The sequence below is a fragment of the Candidatus Accumulibacter meliphilus genome (assembly GCF_036625345.1).
In the GTDB taxonomy this organism is placed as follows: Bacteria; Pseudomonadota; Gammaproteobacteria; order Burkholderiales; family Rhodocyclaceae; genus Accumulibacter; species Accumulibacter meliphilus.
Map to the genome: position 1 here is coordinate 218,165 of NZ_JAZKTZ010000002.1, position 21,839 is coordinate 240,003.

At 62.9% G+C, this 21,839-nt stretch carries 17 protein-coding genes and 4 pseudogenes; 8 read left to right on the forward strand and 13 right to left on the reverse strand.

What is annotated here, in order from left to right:
• Nucleotides 1–13 precede the first annotated feature (13 nt).
• From csx16 to V5B40_RS04500, 3 genes are all read right to left on the reverse strand, one after another.
• Entirely contained in the window at nt 14–310 is a 297-nt protein-coding gene (csx16, locus tag V5B40_RS04490) for a CRISPR-associated protein Csx16 (RefSeq protein ID WP_332353409.1), read from the reverse strand.
• Nucleotides 311–682: 372 nt separating this feature from the next.
• The gene (locus V5B40_RS04495) at nt 683–868 is read right to left on the reverse strand and encodes a hypothetical protein (RefSeq protein WP_332353410.1); all 186 of its coding nucleotides are present in this window, start codon (nt 866–868) and stop codon (nt 683–685) included.
• 546 nt (nt 869–1,414) lie between these two features.
• Entirely contained in the window at nt 1,415–2,146 is a 732-nt protein-coding gene (locus tag V5B40_RS04500) for a hypothetical protein (protein WP_332353411.1), read from the reverse strand.
• 1,010 nt (nt 2,147–3,156) lie between these two features.
• Here V5B40_RS04500 and V5B40_RS04505 point away from each other — a divergent pair.
• The 8 genes and pseudogenes from V5B40_RS04505 (at nt 3,157) to V5B40_RS04535 (ending at nt 9,980) form a co-directional block, all read left to right on the forward strand.
• Nucleotides 3,157–3,471 carry a hypothetical protein gene (locus V5B40_RS04505; protein WP_332353412.1) on the forward strand — a complete coding sequence of 105 codons (315 nt, stop codon included), beginning with the start codon at nt 3,157–3,159 and terminating at the stop codon, nt 3,469–3,471.
• Nucleotides 3,472–3,692: 221 nt separating this feature from the next.
• Nucleotides 3,693–5,294 carry a cation:proton antiporter gene (locus V5B40_RS04510; RefSeq protein WP_332353413.1) on the forward strand — a complete coding sequence of 534 codons (1,602 nt, stop codon included), beginning with the start codon at nt 3,693–3,695 and terminating at the stop codon, nt 5,292–5,294.
• 180 nt (nt 5,295–5,474) lie between these two features.
• Entirely contained in the window at nt 5,475–5,684 is a 210-nt protein-coding gene (locus tag V5B40_RS04515; protein ID WP_332353414.1) for a 4Fe-4S dicluster domain-containing protein, read from the forward strand.
• Nucleotides 5,685–5,753: 69 nt separating this feature from the next.
• Nucleotides 5,754–6,365 (forward strand): ferric reductase-like transmembrane domain-containing protein, encoded by a 612-nt coding sequence (locus V5B40_RS04520; RefSeq protein WP_332353415.1) that lies wholly within the window; start codon nt 5,754–5,756, stop codon nt 6,363–6,365.
• Nucleotides 6,362–8,122 carry an FAD-binding protein gene (locus V5B40_RS04525; RefSeq protein ID WP_332353416.1) on the forward strand — a complete coding sequence of 587 codons (1,761 nt, stop codon included), beginning with the start codon at nt 6,362–6,364 and terminating at the stop codon, nt 8,120–8,122. Before V5B40_RS04520 ends, V5B40_RS04525 begins: the two co-directional genes overlap by 4 nt.
• A gap of 99 nt (nt 8,123–8,221) precedes the next feature.
• Nucleotides 8,222–8,383 (forward strand): annotated as a pseudogene (locus V5B40_RS25130) (IS91 family transposase); the annotation flags it as partial.
• A 656-nt stretch (nt 8,384–9,039) separates the two neighbouring features.
• Nucleotides 9,040–9,534: pseudogene (locus V5B40_RS04530) on the forward strand (reverse transcriptase N-terminal domain-containing protein); the annotation flags it as partial.
• Entirely contained in the window at nt 9,534–9,980 is a 447-nt protein-coding gene (locus V5B40_RS04535; protein WP_332353417.1) for a DUF1330 domain-containing protein, read from the forward strand. The pseudogene V5B40_RS04530 and the gene V5B40_RS04535, both read left to right, overlap by 1 nt.
• 204 nt (nt 9,981–10,184) lie before the next feature.
• Here the strand turns inward: V5B40_RS04535 and V5B40_RS04540 are convergent, their stop codons facing one another.
• The 10 genes and pseudogenes from V5B40_RS04540 to V5B40_RS04585 all read right to left on the reverse strand — a co-directional run bounded on the left by V5B40_RS04540 (nt 10,185) and on the right by V5B40_RS04585 (nt 21,763).
• Nucleotides 10,185–10,514, reverse strand: coding sequence for a hypothetical protein (locus V5B40_RS04540; protein WP_332353726.1), 330 nt, complete (start codon nt 10,512–10,514; stop codon nt 10,185–10,187).
• Nucleotides 10,515–10,559: 45 nt separating this feature from the next.
• A pseudogene (locus V5B40_RS04545) lies at nt 10,560–11,102 on the reverse strand (reverse transcriptase domain-containing protein); the annotation flags it as partial.
• 565 nt (nt 11,103–11,667) lie between these two features.
• Nucleotides 11,668–11,943, reverse strand: a complete 276-nt coding sequence (locus tag V5B40_RS04550) for a hypothetical protein (protein ID WP_332353418.1) — start codon at nt 11,941–11,943, stop codon at nt 11,668–11,670.
• Nucleotides 11,944–12,034: 91 nt separating this feature from the next.
• A complete protein-coding gene (locus V5B40_RS04555) occupies nt 12,035–12,682 on the reverse strand; it encodes a 2-dehydro-3-deoxy-6-phosphogalactonate aldolase (RefSeq protein WP_332353419.1) in 648 nt (215 codons plus the stop codon).
• A gap of 33 nt (nt 12,683–12,715) precedes the next feature.
• Entirely contained in the window at nt 12,716–13,684 is a 969-nt protein-coding gene (locus V5B40_RS04560) for a 2-dehydro-3-deoxygalactonokinase (RefSeq protein WP_332353420.1), read from the reverse strand.
• Between the two features lie 187 nt (nt 13,685–13,871).
• Nucleotides 13,872–14,321 (reverse strand): annotated as a pseudogene (locus V5B40_RS04565) (transposase); the annotation flags it as partial.
• Nucleotides 14,322–14,780: 459 nt separating this feature from the next.
• Complete coding sequence (locus V5B40_RS04570; RefSeq protein ID WP_332353421.1) at nt 14,781–15,719, reverse strand: efflux RND transporter periplasmic adaptor subunit; 939 nt, start codon at nt 15,717–15,719, stop codon at nt 14,781–14,783.
• A 4-nt stretch (nt 15,720–15,723) separates the two neighbouring features.
• Complete coding sequence (locus tag V5B40_RS04575; protein WP_332353422.1) at nt 15,724–17,739, reverse strand: preprotein translocase subunit SecA; 2,016 nt, start codon at nt 17,737–17,739, stop codon at nt 15,724–15,726.
• Complete coding sequence (locus V5B40_RS04580) at nt 17,732–19,879, reverse strand: PqqD family peptide modification chaperone (protein ID WP_332353423.1); 2,148 nt, start codon at nt 19,877–19,879, stop codon at nt 17,732–17,734. Before V5B40_RS04580 ends, V5B40_RS04575 begins: the two co-directional genes overlap by 8 nt.
• A 12-nt stretch (nt 19,880–19,891) precedes the next feature.
• Entirely contained in the window at nt 19,892–21,763 is a 1,872-nt protein-coding gene (locus V5B40_RS04585) for an efflux RND transporter periplasmic adaptor subunit (RefSeq protein ID WP_332353424.1), read from the reverse strand.
• Nucleotides 21,764–21,839: the final 76 nt, after the last annotated feature.

Below are 21,839 nucleotides of genomic sequence, written 5' to 3' on the forward strand. Positions count from 1 at the left end.
CGCTGGCGGCACTTCAGGGGCTGCGGCGTTCGACAAGGTAGGCTTCGATGCAGGCACCGAGCTGCTCAAGCTGGTCGGCATCGAGTTCCGTACCACGCAGTGCGGACGGCAGGCGCAGCGTGAGATGGTAGTAACGGGCTCCGCGCGCGCAAACCTCGGCGGCAAGATTGATCGGCAGGGTGCCGATAACCGTGTCACCTGCAGCAACCTGTTGCGGGTCGAGATGGGCGAGCTGCCGATCAACGGCGATGCCCTGCCGCTGAGCCCAGGCGACGGCACCCGGGTGGCGGGAGACGAACCAGATAGTCATGTCAAGGCGCGCTCGAACCAGTAAGCATCGCCGGAAAAAGCCCGGGGTTTAAGGCGATTGTCGGAAAAGAACATACCGGATTGCGCCGAATTTTCGGTCGTCTTCGAGGCACGACAAGAGGCGCATAATCGACCGATGTAACGGTCAGGCAATCGGCAACTCGCACTGCCGTTCCAGGCGACCAAGCGTCCTGACTTGCCGCTCGCGCTCGGCTCCTTTCACGATTGCCTTCATCGCAGCGCTTGCCCAGCAGCAGCTCGCCCGGCTTGGTCAGCCACGTCCAAGACGCCGTATCGCAAGAAGGTTTCGCGTATCTCGGTTGCGCGCTGCGCGGACTGGACGACGACAGCCGGCGCGGCTTGGCGCCTTCGGTCACGCGCTCTTGCCGGAATACCGTTCTATCGCCGAGATCTCGGCGCGCAGGCGAATCAGCAATTGTTCGCGCGCCACCTGCGACTGCCTGCGTGCTTCGGTGGCAACGGCTTCCATCAAGGCATCGAGTTGTTCATCGGAGGGCTCACGGGTGATGTCGTTCAGATCGAATGTCTGCAGATTCATCGCTTTCTCCAGAAGCCATCGCCGCCTTTGGCTGGCAACGAAGCATTCTAGTGGAGTGCTGCATTCTTGATGAGACTTTCGGCACCCATCCCCCGCTCACCGTCATTGCGAGCTGGGGTAGTGCTCCTTCTATAACAAGACTTTCAGCAAGCCAGAAAGCAGCGCGAAACCCATGCGCTACCTGACATTCATTCGCTCGACCCTGCCAGCAACACCACACGCGCGGCGCCTGCGGCACTTCAGGGGCCGTGGCGCTCGACAAGGTTTGCGTTTCCGGGTGGCGGCTGACGGCGACACACCTACCCCGCACAACAAGCGCAGGGCGACACCTCCATCATTACCGAATCGTACATCCAAGGTCGGCCATCACGCCGCCAGACGAGGCTGAGCAGTTCGTCCCCGCGATCTGCGGCTGAACCGCCTTCGCCGCCTCCAGATACACACCGGCCAGCTTATTCACGAGGGCAAGAAGGGCTGAGCCGCCCCCTCCGGACCCAGAAGCCTCCTGCTCTCCAGCACGCTGTTCTGCGTGTTGCTGCAGGCTGCTCAGAAGCACAAGAAGATCTGACGCGCCCCCTTCCAACGCAGAAGCCTCCTGCGCTGCGACGCCCGGTTCCGCGTTGGTGGCCGGCGATGTTCCTTGGCGGCCGCCTGCTTTGCGACACGCGCTTCACCTTGTTGCTGCGCGCGGTGTACCTCGGAAGCCTCCTCCTCTGCGGCAAGCTGTTCCGCTTGCGGCGGCAGGCTGCGCGCATGGTTGAGGTCCGTCCTTAGATGGGGAGCATCTTGCGGCCGCTTGAAGGTGAAAGCCGTGCGGGCGATGTCAGACGATAGTTTGCCCGTCGGGAGTATCATTTTTGGGTACGCGTCTTTCGCGCCGCTCGGCCAGTGCGCAGTGAGGCCGAGAAACGTCGCCTCGCCCTTGGCCTTATCTGCATCCGATACCTGGTAGCTCAAAGTTACCGGCATCTGGCCAAAAACCCTGCCGTCAACCTGGGTCAAGGTCGCCCCCGGAGGGTCCGAGCGATAGATAACGGAGACTTGACTCACCTGCTTTTCCGAACCGGCCTGGTTCGTTGAACACCCGGCCAACAGCAGCGACGCCGACATGACGAGGGTAGTAAGGATTTTCACGACGCCACTCACTTGGGCTATTTGAAGGCCTTCAGCATCGCACCGCTGGCGCTGAACCGCTGAGTAAAAGCGCACACACCTGGCGTGAATACTGGCGACGCCCTGGCGGCCAGCGGTCGATATCGACAGGATGCCACGCGGCATGGCATCGCCCCAGGTGGCCCAGGCAGCCTGGCGGCTGCTGTTGGTGCAAACAATCAATCGCCGGATGGCCGCGAAACGCTCCCTGGCGGACCCCGCCGCTGCCGCCTCGGTAGCGCCTTCATCCCACGCTGCCGCCGGGATAGATGTTCCTGTCGCAGCGTGGGACTCGGCCAGCGTTTCAACCTCGAAGAGCTTGGGCCGAGGGCTCTAAATCAGCGCAGGACGTAACCGCATGTCTCCCCCTGTTCGTTATCCCAAACCGCTGCCCCTTCGCTCACGCCGCATTACCCGCGTTCATCGCTACTACGGGCACCTCCGACTCCCAATCGCCACCGCCCTCTTCCTCGCTGTTCAGGCTTGTCGGAGGGGGCGCCTGTTCTTTCCCGGCGCCGACGCTTGGGTCTCCCTGGTTACTGTGCAGTGGCTATGTCAAACTCGCTACGGCTCAAAGATCCCGGGTGGGTAGCGACGACTCGCCAAGGCCTCGTCGCTACTGTAGCCTGCTGGCGTCTTGAAGCCATCGGCCCTTTCCACGGCGGTCATTTCGGGACTCCTTCACCTTCACGGCCGGGTATCAGCCGGTCCATTGCACCTCGCCTGCTTTCGCGCCTACGCATCAAGCGTGCCGTTACCGCCACACCTGCAAGGCTCGATACCTGGCCCGTGGCCAGCGGCTACCAAGGCGGGAGTTCCACCCGCCAAGCTACACAACATTGCCACGCCGCAACCGAGACCTGACCCTGCATGTCGACCCTGCATGTCCCTGAGTAATCCGAAAAGCCGTTCTTTAGATTCCAGGCAGCGACGGCGCCGATGGCCAGCACGGCCAGCAGCACGGCCGACAGCAGCAGCGACAAGATGCGGACGAGACGTCGGTGCATATGTGTTGCCAACGGGAACCGTCAATTGTGGACGAATTGCGGAGAGGCGCACTCATTGCCTCCACATTGGGCATGCAGACTTCATCCCGACGTTGGCATGGGCCGACGATCGATCAAGGAGTCACAACGATGAACCCGATGCGAAAGACCAATTTGAGAATGACTTTGCTCGCTGCACTGGCGCCGGTGGGATTGGCGGGAGTCATCTCAATGACGATCGCCAACGTGGCCTCGGCGCAACCCGCCGGCGGCGCGCGACAGGGCCCGCCACCCGCGGCCCTCACCGCCTGCAAGTCACTGGCCAGCGGTGCCGCCTGCGAATTCAGCGGACCCCAGGGCGCCCTCTCCGGAACGTGCTTCGCGCCGCAGCAGGACATGGCCTTGGCGTGCAGGCCCAAGGACGCGCCTGCGCCAGATGGGGCCGCATCTGGATCGAGGCAATAGCCGCAAAAAGGGTGTGCGCGGCGTGAAGCTGCCTTGACGGCACCAAGACGTCGCCCAGTCCACAGACCATCGAAGCCGCGGCGGCGGGCGACCCAAATGCCCCAGCCTCGCCATCACCGCGTCGCCCGACACGCGCAACGTCTCCTTTCGAGCGCGCGCGGTGCCCAGCACCATCGGACGCATCGAATCAGGTCCGCATCTGTCCCTTCAGGAAAACCTGCATGAAATACATTGAATTGGCCTTCGTCGTCGTCTGCGTGGTGGCGATACTTCAAGCGCTCGGGCGCAGGCTGCCCGTTCCGATGGCCGTGCTACAGATCGCCTGCGGCGTCGCGCTGTCATCGGTCGTCGCACTGGACGATCTGAGCGAACAGAGCGCGCTGCTGTTCGTGATGCTGGTGCCGCCGCTGCTCTACATCGAGGCCTGGGAGGTTCCCAAGCGGGAACTTCTGCGATCGATTGGTTCAGTGCTCGGCTTGGCGATCGGACTGGTGGCGGTCACCATCACCGTCGTCGGCTTTGGGGTGCATGTGCTCCTGCCCGAAATGCCGCTGGCGGTCGCCTTCGCGCTGGCGGCGGCCCTCGCGTCGACCGACACGGTGGCGGTCAGCAACTTCACCGGCAGGATTGCGCTGCCGCCCCAGTTGCGGGTTCTGCTCAGCGGCGAAGGCCTGCTCAATGATTCGGTGGCCCTGGTGGTATTCAAGATCGCGGTGGCCGCCGCGGTCACGTCGCACTTCTCCGCCGGCGAGGCCAGCCTTTCCCTGTTGACCGTCTCGGCGGGCGGCCTGGTCACCGGTGCAGCCATCGCGCTGGTGGCCCACGCGCTGCGCCGCGCATTGATGTTCGGCACGCAAGACAGTGTCAGGATCGACACGACGCTGTCGCTGCTGATTCCCTACGCCGCCTTCCTGGCTGGCGACAAGCTGGGTGTCTCCGGTGTGCTCGCCGTCGTGGCTGCCGGGCTGTGCGGCGGTGTGCTCGACCACAGACACCTGCGCGCCACCACCCGGCTCAACGGGCTTGCGATGTGGAGCATGGTGACGCTCGTGCTGAACGGCGCCGTATTCGTGATGCTGGGCCTGGAGATGCCGCAGGTGCTGCAGCGCGTCGAAGGCTACAGCCGCTCGCATCTCCTGGGCTACGTGGCGCTGCTGACGCTCGCCGTTTTTGCCGTGCGTATGGCGTGGACGCTGCTGCTCGCGTCGTGGTCGCGGCGCCGCCAGTCTCGCACGGGTGAAGGCCTGCCCAACTTCGGCCTGGTGATGGTCGCCGTCCTGTGCGGCGTGCGCGGCTCGCTGGCGCTGAGCGCAACGCTGTCAATCCCGCTGTTCACGGCCGCCGGCGCGGACTTGCCGGGGCGCGATCTTGCCGTCTTCCTGGCGGCCGGGACGATCGCTGCAACGCTTTTGCTAAGTGCCGTGGCGACGGCGTTTCTCAAGGTCAGCCCGACAATCGGCACGACGAGGTTCTTGACTGCACAAGACGCCCATGTGGCGATCGCGCGGGCGGCACTGAGAGTCTTCGAGGCCGACCCGGCTGCCGCCGTCTCCAGGACCGTCCGCGAATGGACCATGACGTGGAAGCATCTGTACGAAAGCCGGGTAGCTGCCATGCAATCTCGACCCAGCGAGAGTTGCCCGCATCGCAGCGACCTCGCGGCGCAACGTTTGCTCTCGATGAACGTGCTGTCGGCGCAGCGGCGCAGGCTTGTTCGACTGCAAAAAGCCGGTGTGCTGGAGCACGCCGTCATGCAGAAGATCGAGATCGAACTCGATCTCGCCGAGATCGCATTGGATCGACTTGAATGGCGACATGAATGAGCTTTCCGAGCGCCCACATGAAGCTGATCCAACCGTCCCTGCTCGCCGCGCTGGATTCGCTCGCCGGCCCGTGGCTGCTTGCCCGAACGCTGTCGCCACAACCCTGCTTGGCAGTGATTCGATAACGATCAAGACGGCGCGAATAAACAGCGCCCCCCCCCCCGAAACGGAACGAAAGCCATGACCATCACGAGCATCAACGGCTGTATCGGCTGCGAGGAATGCGTCAAGTCCTGCCCCTGCGACGTGATCCGCATGGAAGGTGACAAGGCAGTGATCACCTACCCCGCCGACTGCCAGATCTGCCATCTGTGCCGCATGTATTGCCCGGTCGACGCCATCGAGATGGCGCCGGAAAAATCCATTCCTGTCATCCTGCCCTGGGGGTGAGACATGAAACTCACTGCAAGAACCTGCGCGATCAGCGCCGCACTGGCTGTCTTCATCGGCCTGCCGCTGTTGTTCTACGCCCTTGGCGATGCCCCGCGCCGGTCGCTCCTGAAAGAGTCGATCTCGATCCTGACGCTGTTGGCGTTCTCGATGATGCTTGGCCAGTACTTTCTGGCGCGCAGCAACGAGACCTTGCCGAGCCTGTTCGAGCCGTCGCAGATTCAGAAGGTCCACAAATACATCGCCTATTCCGCGGTCGCGGTAATGCTGCTGCATCCGGTCCTGGTCGTCCTGCCGCGCCATTTCGAAGCGGGGGTTAAGCCATGGGACGCCCTCGTCACCATGCTCACCACCTTCGACAGCCTCGGCATCCTGCTCGGCCTGGCCGCGTGGCTCTTGCTGCTGGTGCTGGGCGTGACCGCGTACTTTCGCAATCGACTCATACCCCGGTTCACCCACAGCTATCGCGGCTGGCGACATTTCCATGGCGGGCTCGCGGTCACCTTCACCGCCTTCGCCATCTGCCACTCGATCGAACTCGGCCGCCACACCGACATTGCCATGTCCGCCTTCTTCGTCACGCTGGCGCTGATCGCTTGCGCATTGCTGGCCAGACTCTACTGGGGCGTGCCACCGGAAAAGCCGCTCAGCCCTCCCATTTCAGAAGGAGTTTCGACATGAGCGCGCCGAATGACCGCTTCTCCCCGACCCGACGCGAGTTCCTGGCGCTCTCCGGCGCGACCGCCGGGCTGGCCGCACTTGGGCTGAGCGCCTGGGCAGACAACCACGTCGAAATCGCCGTGGACGCCGTCACCAATACCGACCATTCCACCGATGTGCTGGTGATCGGCGGCGGGATGGCGGGCCTATTCGCCGCCGTGAAGGCGCACGACGCAGGCGCGCGCTGCATGATTGTCTCGAAGGGACGACTGGGCTCTTCCGGCCTGACGCCCTTCGCCAAGGGCTTCTTCGTTTTTGACCCTGCTTCCGAATCCGGATCCATCGACGATTTCGTCGCCGCCGTCTCGCGTTCGGCCCTCGGCACGAACAACCCGGTCTACACGCGCCAGCTGGCCGAGCATTCGCTGGATCGCGCGCGCGAATTGCGCGAATGGGGCTACTTCGATCAGACGCTCGCCAACCGGCCCTTCATGCGGCCCATCGCCGAGCGCAAGATTCCCCTGCTCGAACGGGTGGTCCTCACGCATCTCATCAAGGAGGACGGTCGGATCGCCGGAGCCGCCGGTTTCCGGCTCGACGCCGAAGAGACGGTCACCATTCGTGCCAGGTCGGTGATCCTGTGTACCGGAGCAGGTGGCTTCAAGCCCAGTGGCTTCCCCGTCTGCGACCTCACCCACGATGGCACGGTGATGGCCTACCAGATCGGCGCCAAGGTGACCGGCAAGGAATGGAACGACGGCCACGCCACCCGCAGCCTCCACCCCGCCGCCTGCTACGACAACTGGGGCGACATGTTCGATCGGATCCCGTCGACCAATGGCGTCGAGGTGCATCACGATCTGGGCATGGACATCAACTACCGTGCCTATGTGATGGGGAACCCGGTCGAAGGCGGGCCGGGCTCACCGCCGCCGCCGAAAGAGGTCGTCGGCGGGCCTTATGTGCCCAAAGAGTTCCAGCGCGGCGGCCCACCCGCGGGCGGACCGCCTGGCCGAGATAACGGACCACCGGGTGGGCCGCCTCCGGGCAAAGGTGGCGCACCCGGCGGGCCGCCGCCCGGATTTGCTGCCAGTGCGAATGTTGGTGGCGCCTCGGCGGGCATGGCGATCCACAAGTCCGAAGGGCTGGTGCCGGTAGACGACCGGTGCGCGTCCAGCATTCCGGGGCTCTACGCTGCGGGCGACGCGCTCGGCAGCCACATGGCGGGCGGCATCTATACCCAGATCGGTTCGTCGCTCGCGGGCTCCGCCGTTCAGGGCGCCATCGCGGGCGAAGCGGCCGCGGAATATGCCCGATCGGTCAAAGCCCCATCGATTTCCGAGGCGCGGATCGCCGAGATCCAGAACGAAATCCTCGCCCCCCTGCGGCGCAAAGCGGGCTATGGCCCGGCCTGGGTCACGCAAACCTTGCAAGGCGTGATGATCCCGAACTTCGTCCTCTACATCAAGAAAGCCCCGATGATGCAGGCCGCCCTGGCCTATGTCGAGGAGCTGCGCGACCATCATGCCCCGATGCTGCGCGCGGCCAACATGCACGAGCTCCGGCTGGCCTTCGAGACCCGCAACATGATCATCAGCGCCGAAATGAAACTGCGGGCATCGCTGATGCGCACCGAAAGCCGGTGCAGCCATTTCCGGCTGGATTACCCGCAGGTCGACGATGAAAACTGGCGCGCCTGGATCAACCTATACAGAGGTCATGATGGGGCCATGCGACTTGAAAAACAGCCTTTCGATACCTGGCCTGAACAAGCTTGAGTTGGGCCGAGCGAGCTTGGCCGGGCAGCATGGGTCATGGGGTCAAGTTTTTCCCGTGCCCTGGGAAAACGTCAAGACCTGAACTCGCATGTGTGTCACAAGCGTATCCGGCACTACGGCTTGCTGTCGTCCGCGCCCAGGAGGAAGCTTGCGTTGGCTGCGGCACGTGCCGCGCTCGACGTGCCGCCACCCCAGGCGGCGGTGATCGAGTCGGTCGCCGAGTTCATGCAACGCCTGGCGCACATTGAGCACACGCGCTGTCGGTTTCTCTCTTCCGAAACCATCGGGTGGCTTTGTCGCTCTTCCGCCGGCTTTGCCGGCTATCGATGCGCCTGCGACACGAAGTCGCTTGTAAGAAGTTGTTCCAACTTGCAAATGAAGGGAACCACCGATGTCACTCGGTGAATCTAGGAGTCTGAATAAAGAGCGACTCTGACAACGTAACGAAGCGCCGCAAGGTGCGGGATATAAATCGTGAGAGGCATATCCCTCTGGCAGCCACAGCTGGAATAGTGCTAGATAATTGGTACGGTGAAAATATTTGAATCTGCGTTAAGGATCGTCATTTATAGCAAGCGGAAGTGGCTACTACGCTTGAACCAAAAGGTAATGAAGGTGGGAGTGACGTCTGGATAGTACGTCCTCGTGACCCATAAGCCTTCCGGTCCACAGCAGGCACCTAACCCGATGTACTTTTGCAAGTGGAACGTGGAAACCCCGTATTGCTCCCTTCGGGGACAGCTGACTGCAAAGTCTGCTTATGGCTGTGCGGGCATAGGATTGAGGAAAAAGCGAACGCTGCTCTGTAATGGGGTGGATAGGGGTTGAAACATGACCCCACGCGAAAGCGGGCAGACTTCCTCTTGGTCTCTCTTCACGAGAGAGTTTGAATAACGATCTGAACGGAGGGAAAGCAGATGAGCGCAGAAACACGGGCGTGTGCACCCTTCGACGTGACGTGGCCCAGTATCGATTGGGTAAAGGTTCAACGTTTCGTAAGAAGGCTGCAAACGCGTATCGTGAAGGCAACACAGGCCGGCAGACACAATCAGGCGAAAGCCCTCCAGTGGCTGCTGACCCACTCGTTCAGCGGCAAGGCATTAGCCGTCAAGCGCGTGACTGAAAATAAAGGCAAGAACACCCCCGGTGTCGATAAAGTCATCTGGAAGACACCGGAGGCAAAGATCAACGCGATGGCGTCGTTGAAGCGACGGGGTTATTCGCCGCTTCCGCTTCGGAGAGTATGGATTCCGAAGAAAAATGGCAAGACGAGGCCGCTCGGCATCCCGGTCATGAAATGCCGCGCCATGCAAGCGCTCCATCTGCTGGCGCTGGAACCGATTGCTGAAACCACCGCCGACCGGAATTCGTACGGATTCCGGCCGCAACGCTCAACCGCTGATGCCGGAGCATGAACGCAGGCGCGATGGACGAATTGGCCGCGCTACCCGATGGTCAGCCGTTCGCGCTGATCAACCTGCTGCTCTACAAGGAATGGGCCGATTATCCACCGGGAACGGTCAGCGAGAAGCTGACCGGCAAACAGGCGTACGAACGCTACACCGAACTCGCCATTCCGCTGGTGAACGCGGTCGGCGGCGTGCCGATGTGGCGGGGTGCGCTGGCCGCCAACCTGATCGGACCCGACGAAGAGCGCTGGGACGAGCTGCTGATCATGCAGTATCCGAGCCGCGGCGCTTTCGAGCGCATGCTCGCCAATCCCGACTATCAGGCGACGCTCTTTCACCGGACGGCGGCCGTCAGCGATTCGCGCTTGTACGGTGCGACCTCGCCCGAAGCCATCGGGCCGATGAAGTGGAGGCTTTTCAATCTGTCGCGAAAGCTGCGCGGCGACTGAGCAGCCGCGCGAGCGAGCAACAGGCTCAGCACGATCGCGCGGCGCGCATTTTTTGGGGTCACGCATTTTTTGGGGTCAGGTCTTTCCCCGTGCCTTGTGCCTTGGGCAAAAGTGGAGAGTAGCGGCGGGAATCCCTGACGGTACGTCCCGCCGCCCTCGCAGAACCGGACTTGGTGCGTTACACCCTCCGGCTCCCAGTTTGGGTCATTCGCCATAGGCTGGATAGAGTTGATGCCGGATTCGGATCGGCGGCAAGCAGTCGCGCAACACCGGACCGAAGCGTTGCCACGAGAAACGGCGGCGCTGGCTTCGCCGGTTCAGCCACTTGAAGAGCACGCGACTGGCGGCGTAGAAATACCGACGCAGGCTGCGACTGTTGCCGCTCACCGCGTAGTACGCCAGATGCCCTCGCAGATGCTGGCAAGCGTAGAGCATCATGACGCGACCGCCGCGGGTACGAAGCTGCTTGAGTCGATCACCAAAAGCTTTCAGTTTCTTGGCCATGCGCTCCCGCTGCGTCTTGCGAGCAAGCACGAATTTTCCGCGCCGGCTGCGCCCGACGTCGTGTGTGAACCCCAAGAAATTGAAAGTGGCCGCTTGTTCAAGGCCATCCACTTGGCGTCGGTGGGCCGCCTGACTACCGAAACATAAGAGGGCGGTTTTCGTCGGCGCAACTTCAAGGCCGAACTGCCCCAGCCGCTCCACCAGAGCTTCCCGGAAGCGCCTCGCATCGCTTTCATGGCGAAAACAGGCCACGAAGTCATCCGCATAGCGCACCAGAGACGCCCGACCTTCGCAGGCCCGCGCAAAGCGCTTTGCGAACCACAGATCCAGCACATAGTGCAGCTAGATGTTGGCCAGCACGGGCGATACGAGGCCACCTTGCGGTGTGCCTTCCTCGCTCGCGTGATAGACGCCCTCTGCCAATACACCGGCCTTGAAGAACCGCCGAACAAGGCGCAACAACTGCGGATCTCCGATCCGCTGCGCCAGGAATTGCAGCAGCCAGTCGTGTGAGACGTGCTTGAAGAATCCTTTGATGTCGGCCTCGACTATCCATTGCGTGGCCTTCCAGGTGACAATTTCCCCCAGCCCAGCCGTTTGAGCGCCTGGTGGGCGCATCAACGAGGTGTAGCACTTTTTCGGTGCCGTCCTCGCCCATTGCGTGAAACGAGCAAGTTCTGTGGTCAGGCGCAGAGTCCGCTCGGTGTCGGGGCATGTCTCCCCTGTTCGTTATCCCAAACCGCTGCCCCTTCGCTTCCGCCGCATTACCCGCGTTCATCGCTACTACGGGCACCTCCGACTCCCAATCGCCACCGCCCTCTTCCTCGCTGTTCAGGCTTGTCGGAGGGGGCGCCTGTTCTTTCCCGGCGCCGACGCTTGGGTCTCCCTGGTTACTGTGCAGTGGCTATGTCAAACTCGATACGGCTCAACGATCCCGGGTGGGTAGCGACGACTCGCCAAGGCGTCGTCGCTACTGTAGCCTGCTGGCGTCTTGAAGCCATCGGCCCTTTCCAATGCGGTCATTTCGGGACTCCTTCACCTTCACGGCCGGGTATCAGCCGGTCCATTGCACCTCGCCTGCTTTCGCGCCTACGCATCAAGCGTGCCGTTACCGCCACACCTGCAAGGCTCGATACCTGGCCCGTGGCTAGCGGCTACCAAGGCGGGAGTTCCACCCGCTAAACTACACAACATTGCCAAGCCGCAACCAAGACCTGACCCCGTCGGCGCTTCGCGCGATATACGATTCGCACGTGCAGTCGGCAAGGCCGCGCAACAACATGGCGTCGTTCATCCGCTGGCGTAATTCAGTCATCTCGTTCTCCTCGTTCTCCTCGTCAGGATCGGGAACATTCCCAATGACGAAGATCGCATCAATGACCATCAGCAAAAGCAGTTGCGCTTTCTCAGGATGAAGGCGCCTCAGAAACGGCAACGCGGCGGCGGGATTCCCCAACACCGCGGTAGCGGTTTAGTTCAACGAAATTATCAAGCGGCAGAATTTTCTTGCTTTGCTGAGGTTTGATGATCTCCAACGAGCATAGCGACAATCATCGAACCATATTCTGCCAGGTGGTAGTAAACTTCCAAGCCGCAGCCGCGACCTTGTCCGCTGTCATGCCTGGTTTATAAAGCGCTGATCCCAAGCCGAAGCCTGTCGCCCCGGCACTAAAATACGGCTGCATGTTCTCCGGCGTGATGCCGCCGACGGGCAATAGGCGCGTCCCCTTGGGTAGCACAACACGGATCGCCCTAAGAATTGCTGGTGTGACCAGTTCCGCCGGAAAAATCTTTAGCGCATCGGCACCCGCCGCCAGCGCTGCAAAGGACTCGGTTGGGGTAGCTACACCTGGCGCACAGATCAGTCCCGCGTCTTTGGCCGCACGAATCACCGCGGTATCCGCATGCGGCATGACTACCAGTTCGCCACCGCAGGCCTTGAGTTGCTGAACGTTCTCGATCGTCATCATGGTGCCGGCACCGACCAGCGCATCAAGGGGCAAGGCACGGCGAATCGTGGCGATGCTGGCGAAAGGATCGGGTGAGTTGAGCGGCACTTCGATCAGGCGGAAGCCTGCTTCGTAGAGTTTCAGCGCAATACCTTCCGACTCCTCCGGCTTGAGGCCCCGCAGAATGGCGACCAGTGGCAGTTTTGAGTTGGCTGAAGCAAAACGTTCAGCGACAGAATTAGTCGACATTTTCGATTCCCTATTAGATTTCAGGGCATTGCCCTAAGCAATCCGCCCCGACGCCATTGCGAGATTCCATAATCCGGCCGGGGCGGTATTGTCGAGCACGGCATCAGCGGACTGACCCATGTACTTCAGGGAGTGCACATAGCGCTGACAGAGCGACGGTGCGCCGATCATGACCAGTGGAACTGAAGTTAAATCGCCAGCGCCGGCCATTCCAGAAACAAGTTCATGACCGATCAACAGGCCGGAGAGATATTCGGCTAGAGAAGCCAGCGGCAATCGACCGGCCAATCCCAGCGTGCGCGTCCCGAAAATCTGTCGCGACAAATCTCCAGGGCCGCTGCGTCGTGCGGTGGCCAGCCCTAGTTCGAACGCAGCTGGATCGGATTCCGATTTACTATCACCCTCTGCGGGCATCAAGCGGCCCAGGATGGAGTGCTTGCTCAGAACGGCGAATAGCTCACCGGTCAGATAGGTGGAGTAGCGGACAATCCGGCCGTTTTCGATCTGCGCCCACTTCGAATGGGTCCCCGGTAGCAGCATGCAGGATCGGATCGCCCATTGCGGGTTGGTCAGCAAGGCGCCGGCAATCTGAATTTCTTCTCCGCGCATTACGTCCGGCAATGCATCCGGTACGTCGAACAGAACGCCGGGGGCAATCAGAATATCCGGCCCCAGCCCGCTTTGCACCGTAATGCTCTTGCTCGCGAGGAGCTGCATGTTAGCCGGGCAGCGCACATAGGGTGCTTCCTTCCAGCCTTGGGCGCTACCGACCATGCCACAGGCGACGATAGGCAATTGCGGCCATTGCGCGACCCAGTCACCGGCGATTTCAGCAAAGGCCTGCTCGTAGCCGGCAGTTCCTGATGACGGAAGGTGCTGGATGCCATGCCCGGATTGCCGAGTTTCAATAACATTGCTCTCGCGCATCAAAAAAGCACGAAGACTTGAGGTGCCCCAGTCAAGGCTAAGCAACTGGGGGGTGAGACCAAAGTAATTGCTCATGTCTTTTCGCTCAAAAAGAGGAGTCGGCTCGGTATACTTAGGGAACCGCTGATCAATTAGCTGCCGATGCGTTACCTAACCGCTCGGCATCGGATTTCTTTGCATCCCACCGCGACTTTTTGTCAAGCTGCCCAAAATTTCGCGGTTTTCTACCCTTTTCGGCCCATTCCCGCGCCTTTCGTCCTATTCAGAACGCAACTTGGCTGTTGAGGGCCAATAGCTTTCGCTTCGCAATCAGGTTGGCCAGGGCGAACAGCGTGTACAGTTGAGCCGTGTTCTTTTCCAGCCCCTTGTAGCGCACCTTCTTGTAATGGAAGAGGTTCTTCACGATGTGGAAAGGGTGCTCGACTTTGGATCAAATACTGGCTGTCAGGGATTCCAGTTTGCGCAGAAACTGACCAAACCCGCTCTCTTCCGAGACCGCCTTGAGCTTGCCGCGCTTCATGGCGATCTGCCAGTTGACGTCGCGGTCCTTCAGCTCTTCGCGCTTGTCGGCGCCGATATAGCCCGCATCCAGAAAGATATTCTTTTCTTCGCCGTGCAGCAGATGCTCGGTCTGCATCACGTCCGCCTCGTTCGCCGCTGTTCCGACGACGGTGTGCACCAGTCCGCTCTCGGCATCGACGCCAGTGTGGGCAGTGGAAAGGCAACAGCCTGAGTATAGTTCGCCATGACGCCCACATGGGTAAGTTTTTTGGGCAGTGACCGAGCTGATGCCCTGCCCTGTACCTCTTCGCGCCTGGTTTTCGATGATGCCGAGACTGCTGACCGGACGGCACGGGGCCGAGCTGTCGCCCTCCAGTCCGTCTCAGTTGGGTCTGGCCCCATGCCTTAATGTGAAAGTCGCGCAAGCGACTCACAAACCTCCCTTCTCCCATCGCGGGAGAAGGGTCGGGAAAGAGGGGAAAACGGTCATGACTTTCATCATCCGGGGCGTCTCGATTGTCATGACCGTTAGGCAAAAGTCAAGACATGATCTCGTCGTGCCCGGGCACGGCGAGACGATTGGCATTGACGTTCATGAGCTTCACCTGGCAAGTCTCAGTAGTGTCCACCTGCCGCGCTGCGAAGTGGCTCACCGGCGAACCGCCTCAGCCTACATCGCTTTTCCCGTACGCGCCGGCACGGGTTTGCCTGCCGCACGCGGCGCGGGCGGCGCCGAGGTGCTGGCAGAACCTCCGATGGCCGGGAAGCTGGCCTTGCACTTGATTCCGGCCGGCAGTTTGAAATCCGGATTGGGCAGTTCGAGGCGCACTCCGAAAGTTCCGCTGGCGGCGTCGAAGACGCGGTCGATGACCTGCAGGGTCGCCATGTAGCGTCCGCCGATCGGCGCTTCGGGGAGGACCTCGACTTTCTGGCCGGCGCTGAGTTGGTCGAAGGCGTCGATCGGCATCAGCACCTCGACGTACAGCGTGCCGATGGCCGCCAGTCTGAGGATCGGCTTGCGCAGGTCGCGATTGTCGGCGAGTTCGCCGGCGCTGAGCAGGCGATCGACGACGACGCCGTCCACCGGGCTCTCGATGGTGCGCAGACGCAGTTGCTCGGACAGGCGGCGATATTCAAGCTCCGACAGGCGACGGTCGTCCTTGGCTTCGAGCAACTCGGATTCGGCGAGCTGCTTTTCGGTCAAGGCTTCGTCGCGGTCGTGCAGCGAGATGAAGGCCTGCTTCGCCAGCTCCTCGCGACGCTTGTACTTGGTCGTCGAAAACGCGACGCGGCTTTCGCCCGTGCGGATGCGACCCTTCATCGTCGAACGATAAAGTGCGGCCTCGGTCGCGGCACGTTCGACGCCGGCATCCAGGGTCACCAGGACCTGGCCCTTCTTGACCATGTCGCCGCGATCCACCCAGATCTTCTCGATCAGGCCCTCGCTCGCCGCCCGCACCTCCACGCTCTTGCTCGGCTCGATGATGCAGTCGAACTCGGCTGCCAGCCCGCTGCCCGACGCCAAGAGCGCCAGCAGCACGGCGCCGCCGATCCGGCTCCAGACGGCACTCCCGACGCCCCTCCTCACCCGCTTTCCTCGACTGCGCATTTTTCTACTCTCCTCTTCCAGCAAACGCCAGAGACTGCTCGACGCGTTTGTCCATTTCAACGGTCTGCCGCCGAATCCGCGAATTCTGCCGCTCGGCTGCTGCTTGTGCGGACCGGCGCAGCAGGCGCGCGAGCGGTGCCGGTAGTAGCCCGGCATCTGAAACCTGCGCGCGCAGCCAGCCGAGCCACGCTGCAGCATGGGCGAGAAACAATTCGTCATCAAGCGAGACGATCGCTTCGCATGATCCGGGATCTCCCTGCCGACCGGCACGGCCGAAGAGCTGCCGATCGATGCGTGCCGAATCGTGGTATTCGGAAAGAATGACGTGCAGGCCGCCGGCCTGGCGAACTTCCGGGCTGAGCAGGATGTCCGTGCCGCGCCCGGCCATGTTGGTGGCCACGGTGATCCGCCCCGGCTGACCGGCGTCGGCGATGATCTCCGCCTCACGCTGGTCCTGGCGCGCGTTGAGCACTTCGTGCGCCAGTCCTGCCGCGCTCAGACACAGGCTGGCCAACTCGGAAGCGGCTACCGAACGCGTGCCGATCAGCACCGCCCGTCCCGCGGCCCCTATTTCGGCCGCACGCTGCACCACCGCGGCCCAGCGAGCATCGCTATCGAGGAACACCCGGTGCCCAAGGTCGCGGCGCACGACCGGTCGATTCGGCGGAATGCGCAGCACGTCCATGGCATACACCGAGCGCATTTCCGGCGCCACTTCGGTGGCCGTGCCGCTCATCCCGGCGAGGCACAGGTAGCGGCGAAAGAAGCGCTGATAAGTGATCCGCGAGATGGTGTCGCGTCGTTTACTGATCGCCAGAGCTTCCTTGACCTCGATCATCTGGTGCAGGCCACGCTCCCACGAGCGGTCGGCCATTACCCGGCCGGTGTACTCGTCGACGATCTGCACCTTGTCGTCGGCGATGATGTAATGCCGGTCGAGTTGAAAAAGATGGAGCGCCGACAGGCCCTGTTCGACCAGTTCCTCGCGCGCCCGCGGGATGCGCCACAGGCCGGACAGCCCGCAGGCGAAATCACCGACCGCCGCGCGACCGGCGTCGGTCAGCTCGATGCTGCGTTCCTTCGGGCGGAGCAGGTAATGGCCCTTCTTTTTCAGGCTGGCGGCCAGCGCCAGCGCCTGCTCGTAGAGGGCGCGCCCGTTCGGGTCGTCGATGTCGCTGGAAATGATCAGCGGCGTTCGCGCCTCGTCAATCAGAACACTATCGGCTTCGTCGACGATCGCGAAATAGAGACCACGCAGCAAGACGCTGCTGCGCACCTGAGCCGGCGCGCGCGGTCCGGCCAGCCAGCCGTCGAGCAGCGCCCGCGGACCGGCGCGCACGCGCTTCTGCGTAATGCGGTCGCGCAGATAGTCGAAAACCAGATCCTTGTTCACGCAGTAGGTGACGTCGGCGGCGTAGGCCGCGGTACGCTCTGCGCTCTCCTGGTCGGGGACGATCAGGCCGACACGCAAGCCGAAGAATTGGTAGACCGGCGCCAGATACTCGGCATCGCGAGCCGCCAGATAGGGATTGACGGTAATCACATGCACTGGCGCGCCGGCAAGGGCCACAGTCACCGCCGGGAGAACGGCGGTCAGCGTTTTGCCTTCGCCGGTCTGCATTTCGGCCAGCGCGCCGGCCAGCATGGCGTAACCGCCCATCAACTGCACCGGGTAGTGGCGCAGACCAAGCTGCCGCGAACAGACTTCGCGCACCAGCGCAAAGCACTCGGCGACCGGCGCCTCGGCAAGACCTTCGACCGCCAGAAGCGTGCGCACGGCGCCTGCCCGGCTGCGCAGGCCGTCGTCGTCGGTGGCCAGCAAGCCCTCCTCCAGCACCTGCACGCGCGCGGCAAAGCGCTGCAGATCGTGCCGCCGCAAGGGCGAGCCCAGCTGCGCGCTGCGTCCCAGCAGGCGCCCGATGAAGCGGTCGAGGCGACCGTCCTTGAGGTCGCGACGTTCGGCGTACAAGCCGGGTGCTAACTCATGCACCTGCCAGCGATCGAGCAGCGCCCTAGACATTGAAACGCGAAAGAAAGAGCTGTCGCAGCCGGCGCCCCCACTGCTCGGCCAGCGGCTCGGCGCGGTGGTGGAATCGCACGTAGACACGCGTACCGATGTGTAGCGCTCCCACCTCCGGCGGCAACTCGAGGTCGAACTGAAACAGGCGCTGCAGCGATTTGAGGCCGTTCGGGTCGCGCGGATCAGTGCCGTGCTGGCCGCCGCCTTCGAGCGACAGCGCCTTGCTGGGCAACTCATCGTGCCCACCCGGCACTTCGCGAATCAGGCGCGCGCTATAGGTCTTCTCGACGCGGTCGGTGATTTTTACCTGCACCTCGTCGCGCGCCTCGCGAACCAGCGCGATGTCATCCTGGCTGACGACCACACGCACCAGCCGCGGCGGCCCGTCGACGATGTAGCCGAGCAGCTCGCCTTTTTTCACGAAGCGCTGCGGCAGGTCCTGCGACCGCGCCAGCTTGAGGGCGCCGGATACGGCGGCGACCACCAGCAGTGAATCGAGTTTCTCTTCGGCGCGCGCCAGAGCACTTCTTTCGCGGCGCAGATCCTCGTTGGTCGCCGCCGCCTGCGTGCGCTCGTCGAACATCTGCGTGGTGTACTGCACCTGGAGCTGGCGTACCCGCGCCCGCGCCTGCTCAACCTCGGCAGCAAGCGTCGGCTTGGCGGTCACCAGCAACACCTCGCCGACCTCGACACGCTCTTCTGGCTGCACCAGCAGCTGCTCGACAAAACCATCGGCAGCGGCACGCACTTCGGCATTCTCGGGAACCCAGACAACGCCCTCGGCGTGAGTGCGCAAAGGCATCGGCACCGAGAGCACAAAGAGCACAAAGACGGCCAGCGAACCGAAAGTGACCAGGCGGGCTCGCGTGCGGTGGCGCTGCAGCTCGGGGCTGGAGATCACATAGTTGAGACCTTTGCCGATCGGTAGCACGAACATCGTCGTCGCTGCCCAGAGCGCCAGCACCACCCCGACAAAGAAGAACTCCCCGGCAATGAACAGGGTGATGACGATCATCACCAGCGTCCGGTAGACGAAAGACGCCGCCCCATAGAACAGAAACCAGCGCCGCTCGCCGACCGACGCCGGTGGTCGCTCGACGCTCGTGATGCCAAAGAGGTAGCGCTTGGCGAGCCATTGCCAGTATTGATTCGAGCGGTTGCCGAGATTGGCGATCTCGATCAGATCGGCGAGAACGTAATAGCCGTCGTAACGCAACAAGGGGTTGCCGTTGAAGAGCAGCGTCGAGGCACCGGCCACGAAGAGCACGTTGAAGGCGATCGAGCGCACCAGCCCGGGCTCGACCAGCACCCACACCGCCATGGCGATCGCCGCCAGGAACAGTTCGACCAGCATCCCGGCGGCGCCGACCATCGCCCGCCGCCATTTGTTGCGAAAAGCGCCCGAGGCGGTCGCGTCGACGTAGGGAATCGGCGCCAGGACGAGCAGCATGATGCCCATCTCATGCACCTCGCCGTCGCCCGACTTGACGGCGTAGGCGTGACCCAGCTCGTGCAGCGCCTTGATCAGCGGATAAACCAGCCAGAGCAGAAAGAGATTGTGCGCCGAGAGCACCTGATCGCTGAGGTTGGCGGTCAGCTCATGCCAGTTCACGCCGGCAAGAACGATCGCCGGCAGCACCAGCAGCAACCACAGCAGAACGCCGAAGAGACTGAAAATCGGCCGCACCAGCGGCCAGCTACGGTCCAGGAAAGCGTCCGGATCCCACAGGGGGATGCGGATCGACATCGGGTTGATGAAGCTTTGCAGCAGCTTCTGACGCTTCTGCTTGCTGCCGCGCTCGGCCAGCTCATCGACATCCGGAGGCAGGTCGGCCTGCAGCAGGTCGCCGACGTGCAGTTGCGCCAGCAGGCGGATCACTTCGTCCTGCGTTGGCGCATCTTCGCCGGCTTCTGCGGCCACTTCGGTCCACATCTCGTCGATCGTTCGCTGCCCGTCCATCAGCTGGATCACGCGGTAGGCGGCGGGGCTGAAACGATGCAGCTTGCCGGAAGCACTATCGTGCAGCACGTACCACGGCTGGCCGCGAAAGCGCTGGCGATGGATGCGCGCATGCGCGCGCAGCTCGGGGCGCAGGCCGGCGACGCGATACCAGGAGGCACTGAGAAAAGGGGCGGCCATGCTCTCAGCCGCCTAGGGCAACCAGATCCAGGCCTGCATGCGCAACCAGTCGCTCAGTCGATGCGTCCAGATCCAGGCATAGCTCTGCTCGCCGACACTGATTTTGCCGACCCCTTCCATGCCCGGGCGCAGCTTGAGGTCGCTGCGATCGAGCTGCGCTTCGACGCGGAAAGTGTTCTTGCCCTCTTCAGCCTCGGCCATCGAGACGTTGCGCACTTCGAAAGCCAGGGCTTCGCCGGTCAGGCCGGTGAGCACCAGCTTGCCCGACTGGCCGACGCGCACATCGCGAATATCGCGGTCCTCGACTTTCAGGATCACCCGGTAGGCATCGAGCGGCGCCAGCTCGAACAGCAGCTTGCCCTGCTCGACTGGCGAACCGAGCAGCTGGCTGAGATCGCCGGAGACGACGATGCCGTCGAAGGGGGCGACGATGTTGGCGCGCGCCAGTTTCTCGTCGACCAGCGCCAGTTGCGAGTTGGCTTCCTGCATTTGCGCCAGCGAGACATTGGCAGTGGCTCTCTCGTGCTTGGCCAACGCTTCGCGGTAGCGCCCCTGGTGCTGCTCGCGCTCGGAAAGCCAGCGCTGGCGCTCGACGCGCAGGTCGCGATCGTCGAGCGTCGCCAGCAGCTGTCCCTCCTTGACGACAAAGCCGGCGCGCACCGGCGCCTCGCGCAGGAAACCATCGAAGGGGGCCACTGCCGCGCGCTGCACCTCACCTTCGACAACCGCCTTGGCGCTGACTCGATAGTCGCCGTCGAGCAGGAAAACACTCAGCAAGAGGAGCAGTGCTGCGGCCAGCCCGACACGAAACCCGGGGCGACGGTGATCCTTGAGATGCAGCCACCAGCCGCGCAGTTTGTCGACCAGGCGACCGGCAAACCAGCGATGCTGATCGACCCGGCTCTCCAGCAAGGGCCCGAGCAAAGCGCTCACCGCTTCGAAAACCCGCGTTTCCTCGGCGCTGAAAGGCGTCCCCTGATTGCGCTCGAAAGTCAGTACGCCAACGCCGATGCCGCGGCTGCTGAGGACCACCGAGCACACCGCGCGCGTGGCAGCAAAATCGCGGTGAGCAATGGCGATGCCGCCGTGGCTTTCCGCGGCGGCCGGAAAAACCACGCTGCGCCGCTGATCGAGGGCCTCGTCCATGGCGTTTTCGAGAGCGGTGACGAACTGGCTTTTCTTCTCGAAGAAAGCCGAATGTGACATGGCCAGCAAACGCGCCCGCCCTCCCCGGTCGACGCCGAGGGAAACCCGGTCGCAGTCGAAGCGGCTAGCAAGATCATTGACCACCGCCATCGCCATGGGGTCGAGGCGGGCCTGCTCGGCGGCCACGCCGAGAACGTCGAGGGCCACGCGCGCGCGCTGCAAGGCCTGCGCGTCGTCACCATTCTGGCGGCGCAGGAAGAGCGTTTCGATCCAGCCGATTCCCCAGTGCAGTTGCCGGAGCACCAGTTGCAGGGCAGCGTCCGAGCGCTCGGCGACATCGAGCACGACCGCCCCGTGCACCTGCCCTTCGAGTTCCACGGGATAGGCGACGACCACCATTGCACCGGCCTGGCCGGGCAGTAGCACCCCGCGCCGCTCGCTCAGGCACTGCTGAGCGGCCGGCGCGAGGTAGGTGACGTCGGTCTGCTCGGACGGCCAGACGGCGGCCGGAACGAAAGTACCGCTGCCTTGTTCGAGCAGCAACAGGGCCGCACGCACGTCGGCGACCTGCAGGCATTGCAGCGACAGCCAGCTAGTACAGAATTCGGTCGACGTCTGCGCTGCCGCAAAAGCTCCCCAGAGCTCATCGTCGTGCGCTCGCCTGGCATGATCGCCAGGGCCCGCAGACAGGCCTAGGCCTGTCTGCGGCCCGCTGGAAGAATGGAAACTGGAAGACAAGTAGTGGCCTCCAAACCGGCGCGACAATGGAAAGAGGGAAGCCAGGCCTGCTGCCGGCAACAGCCATCGCCGGAGG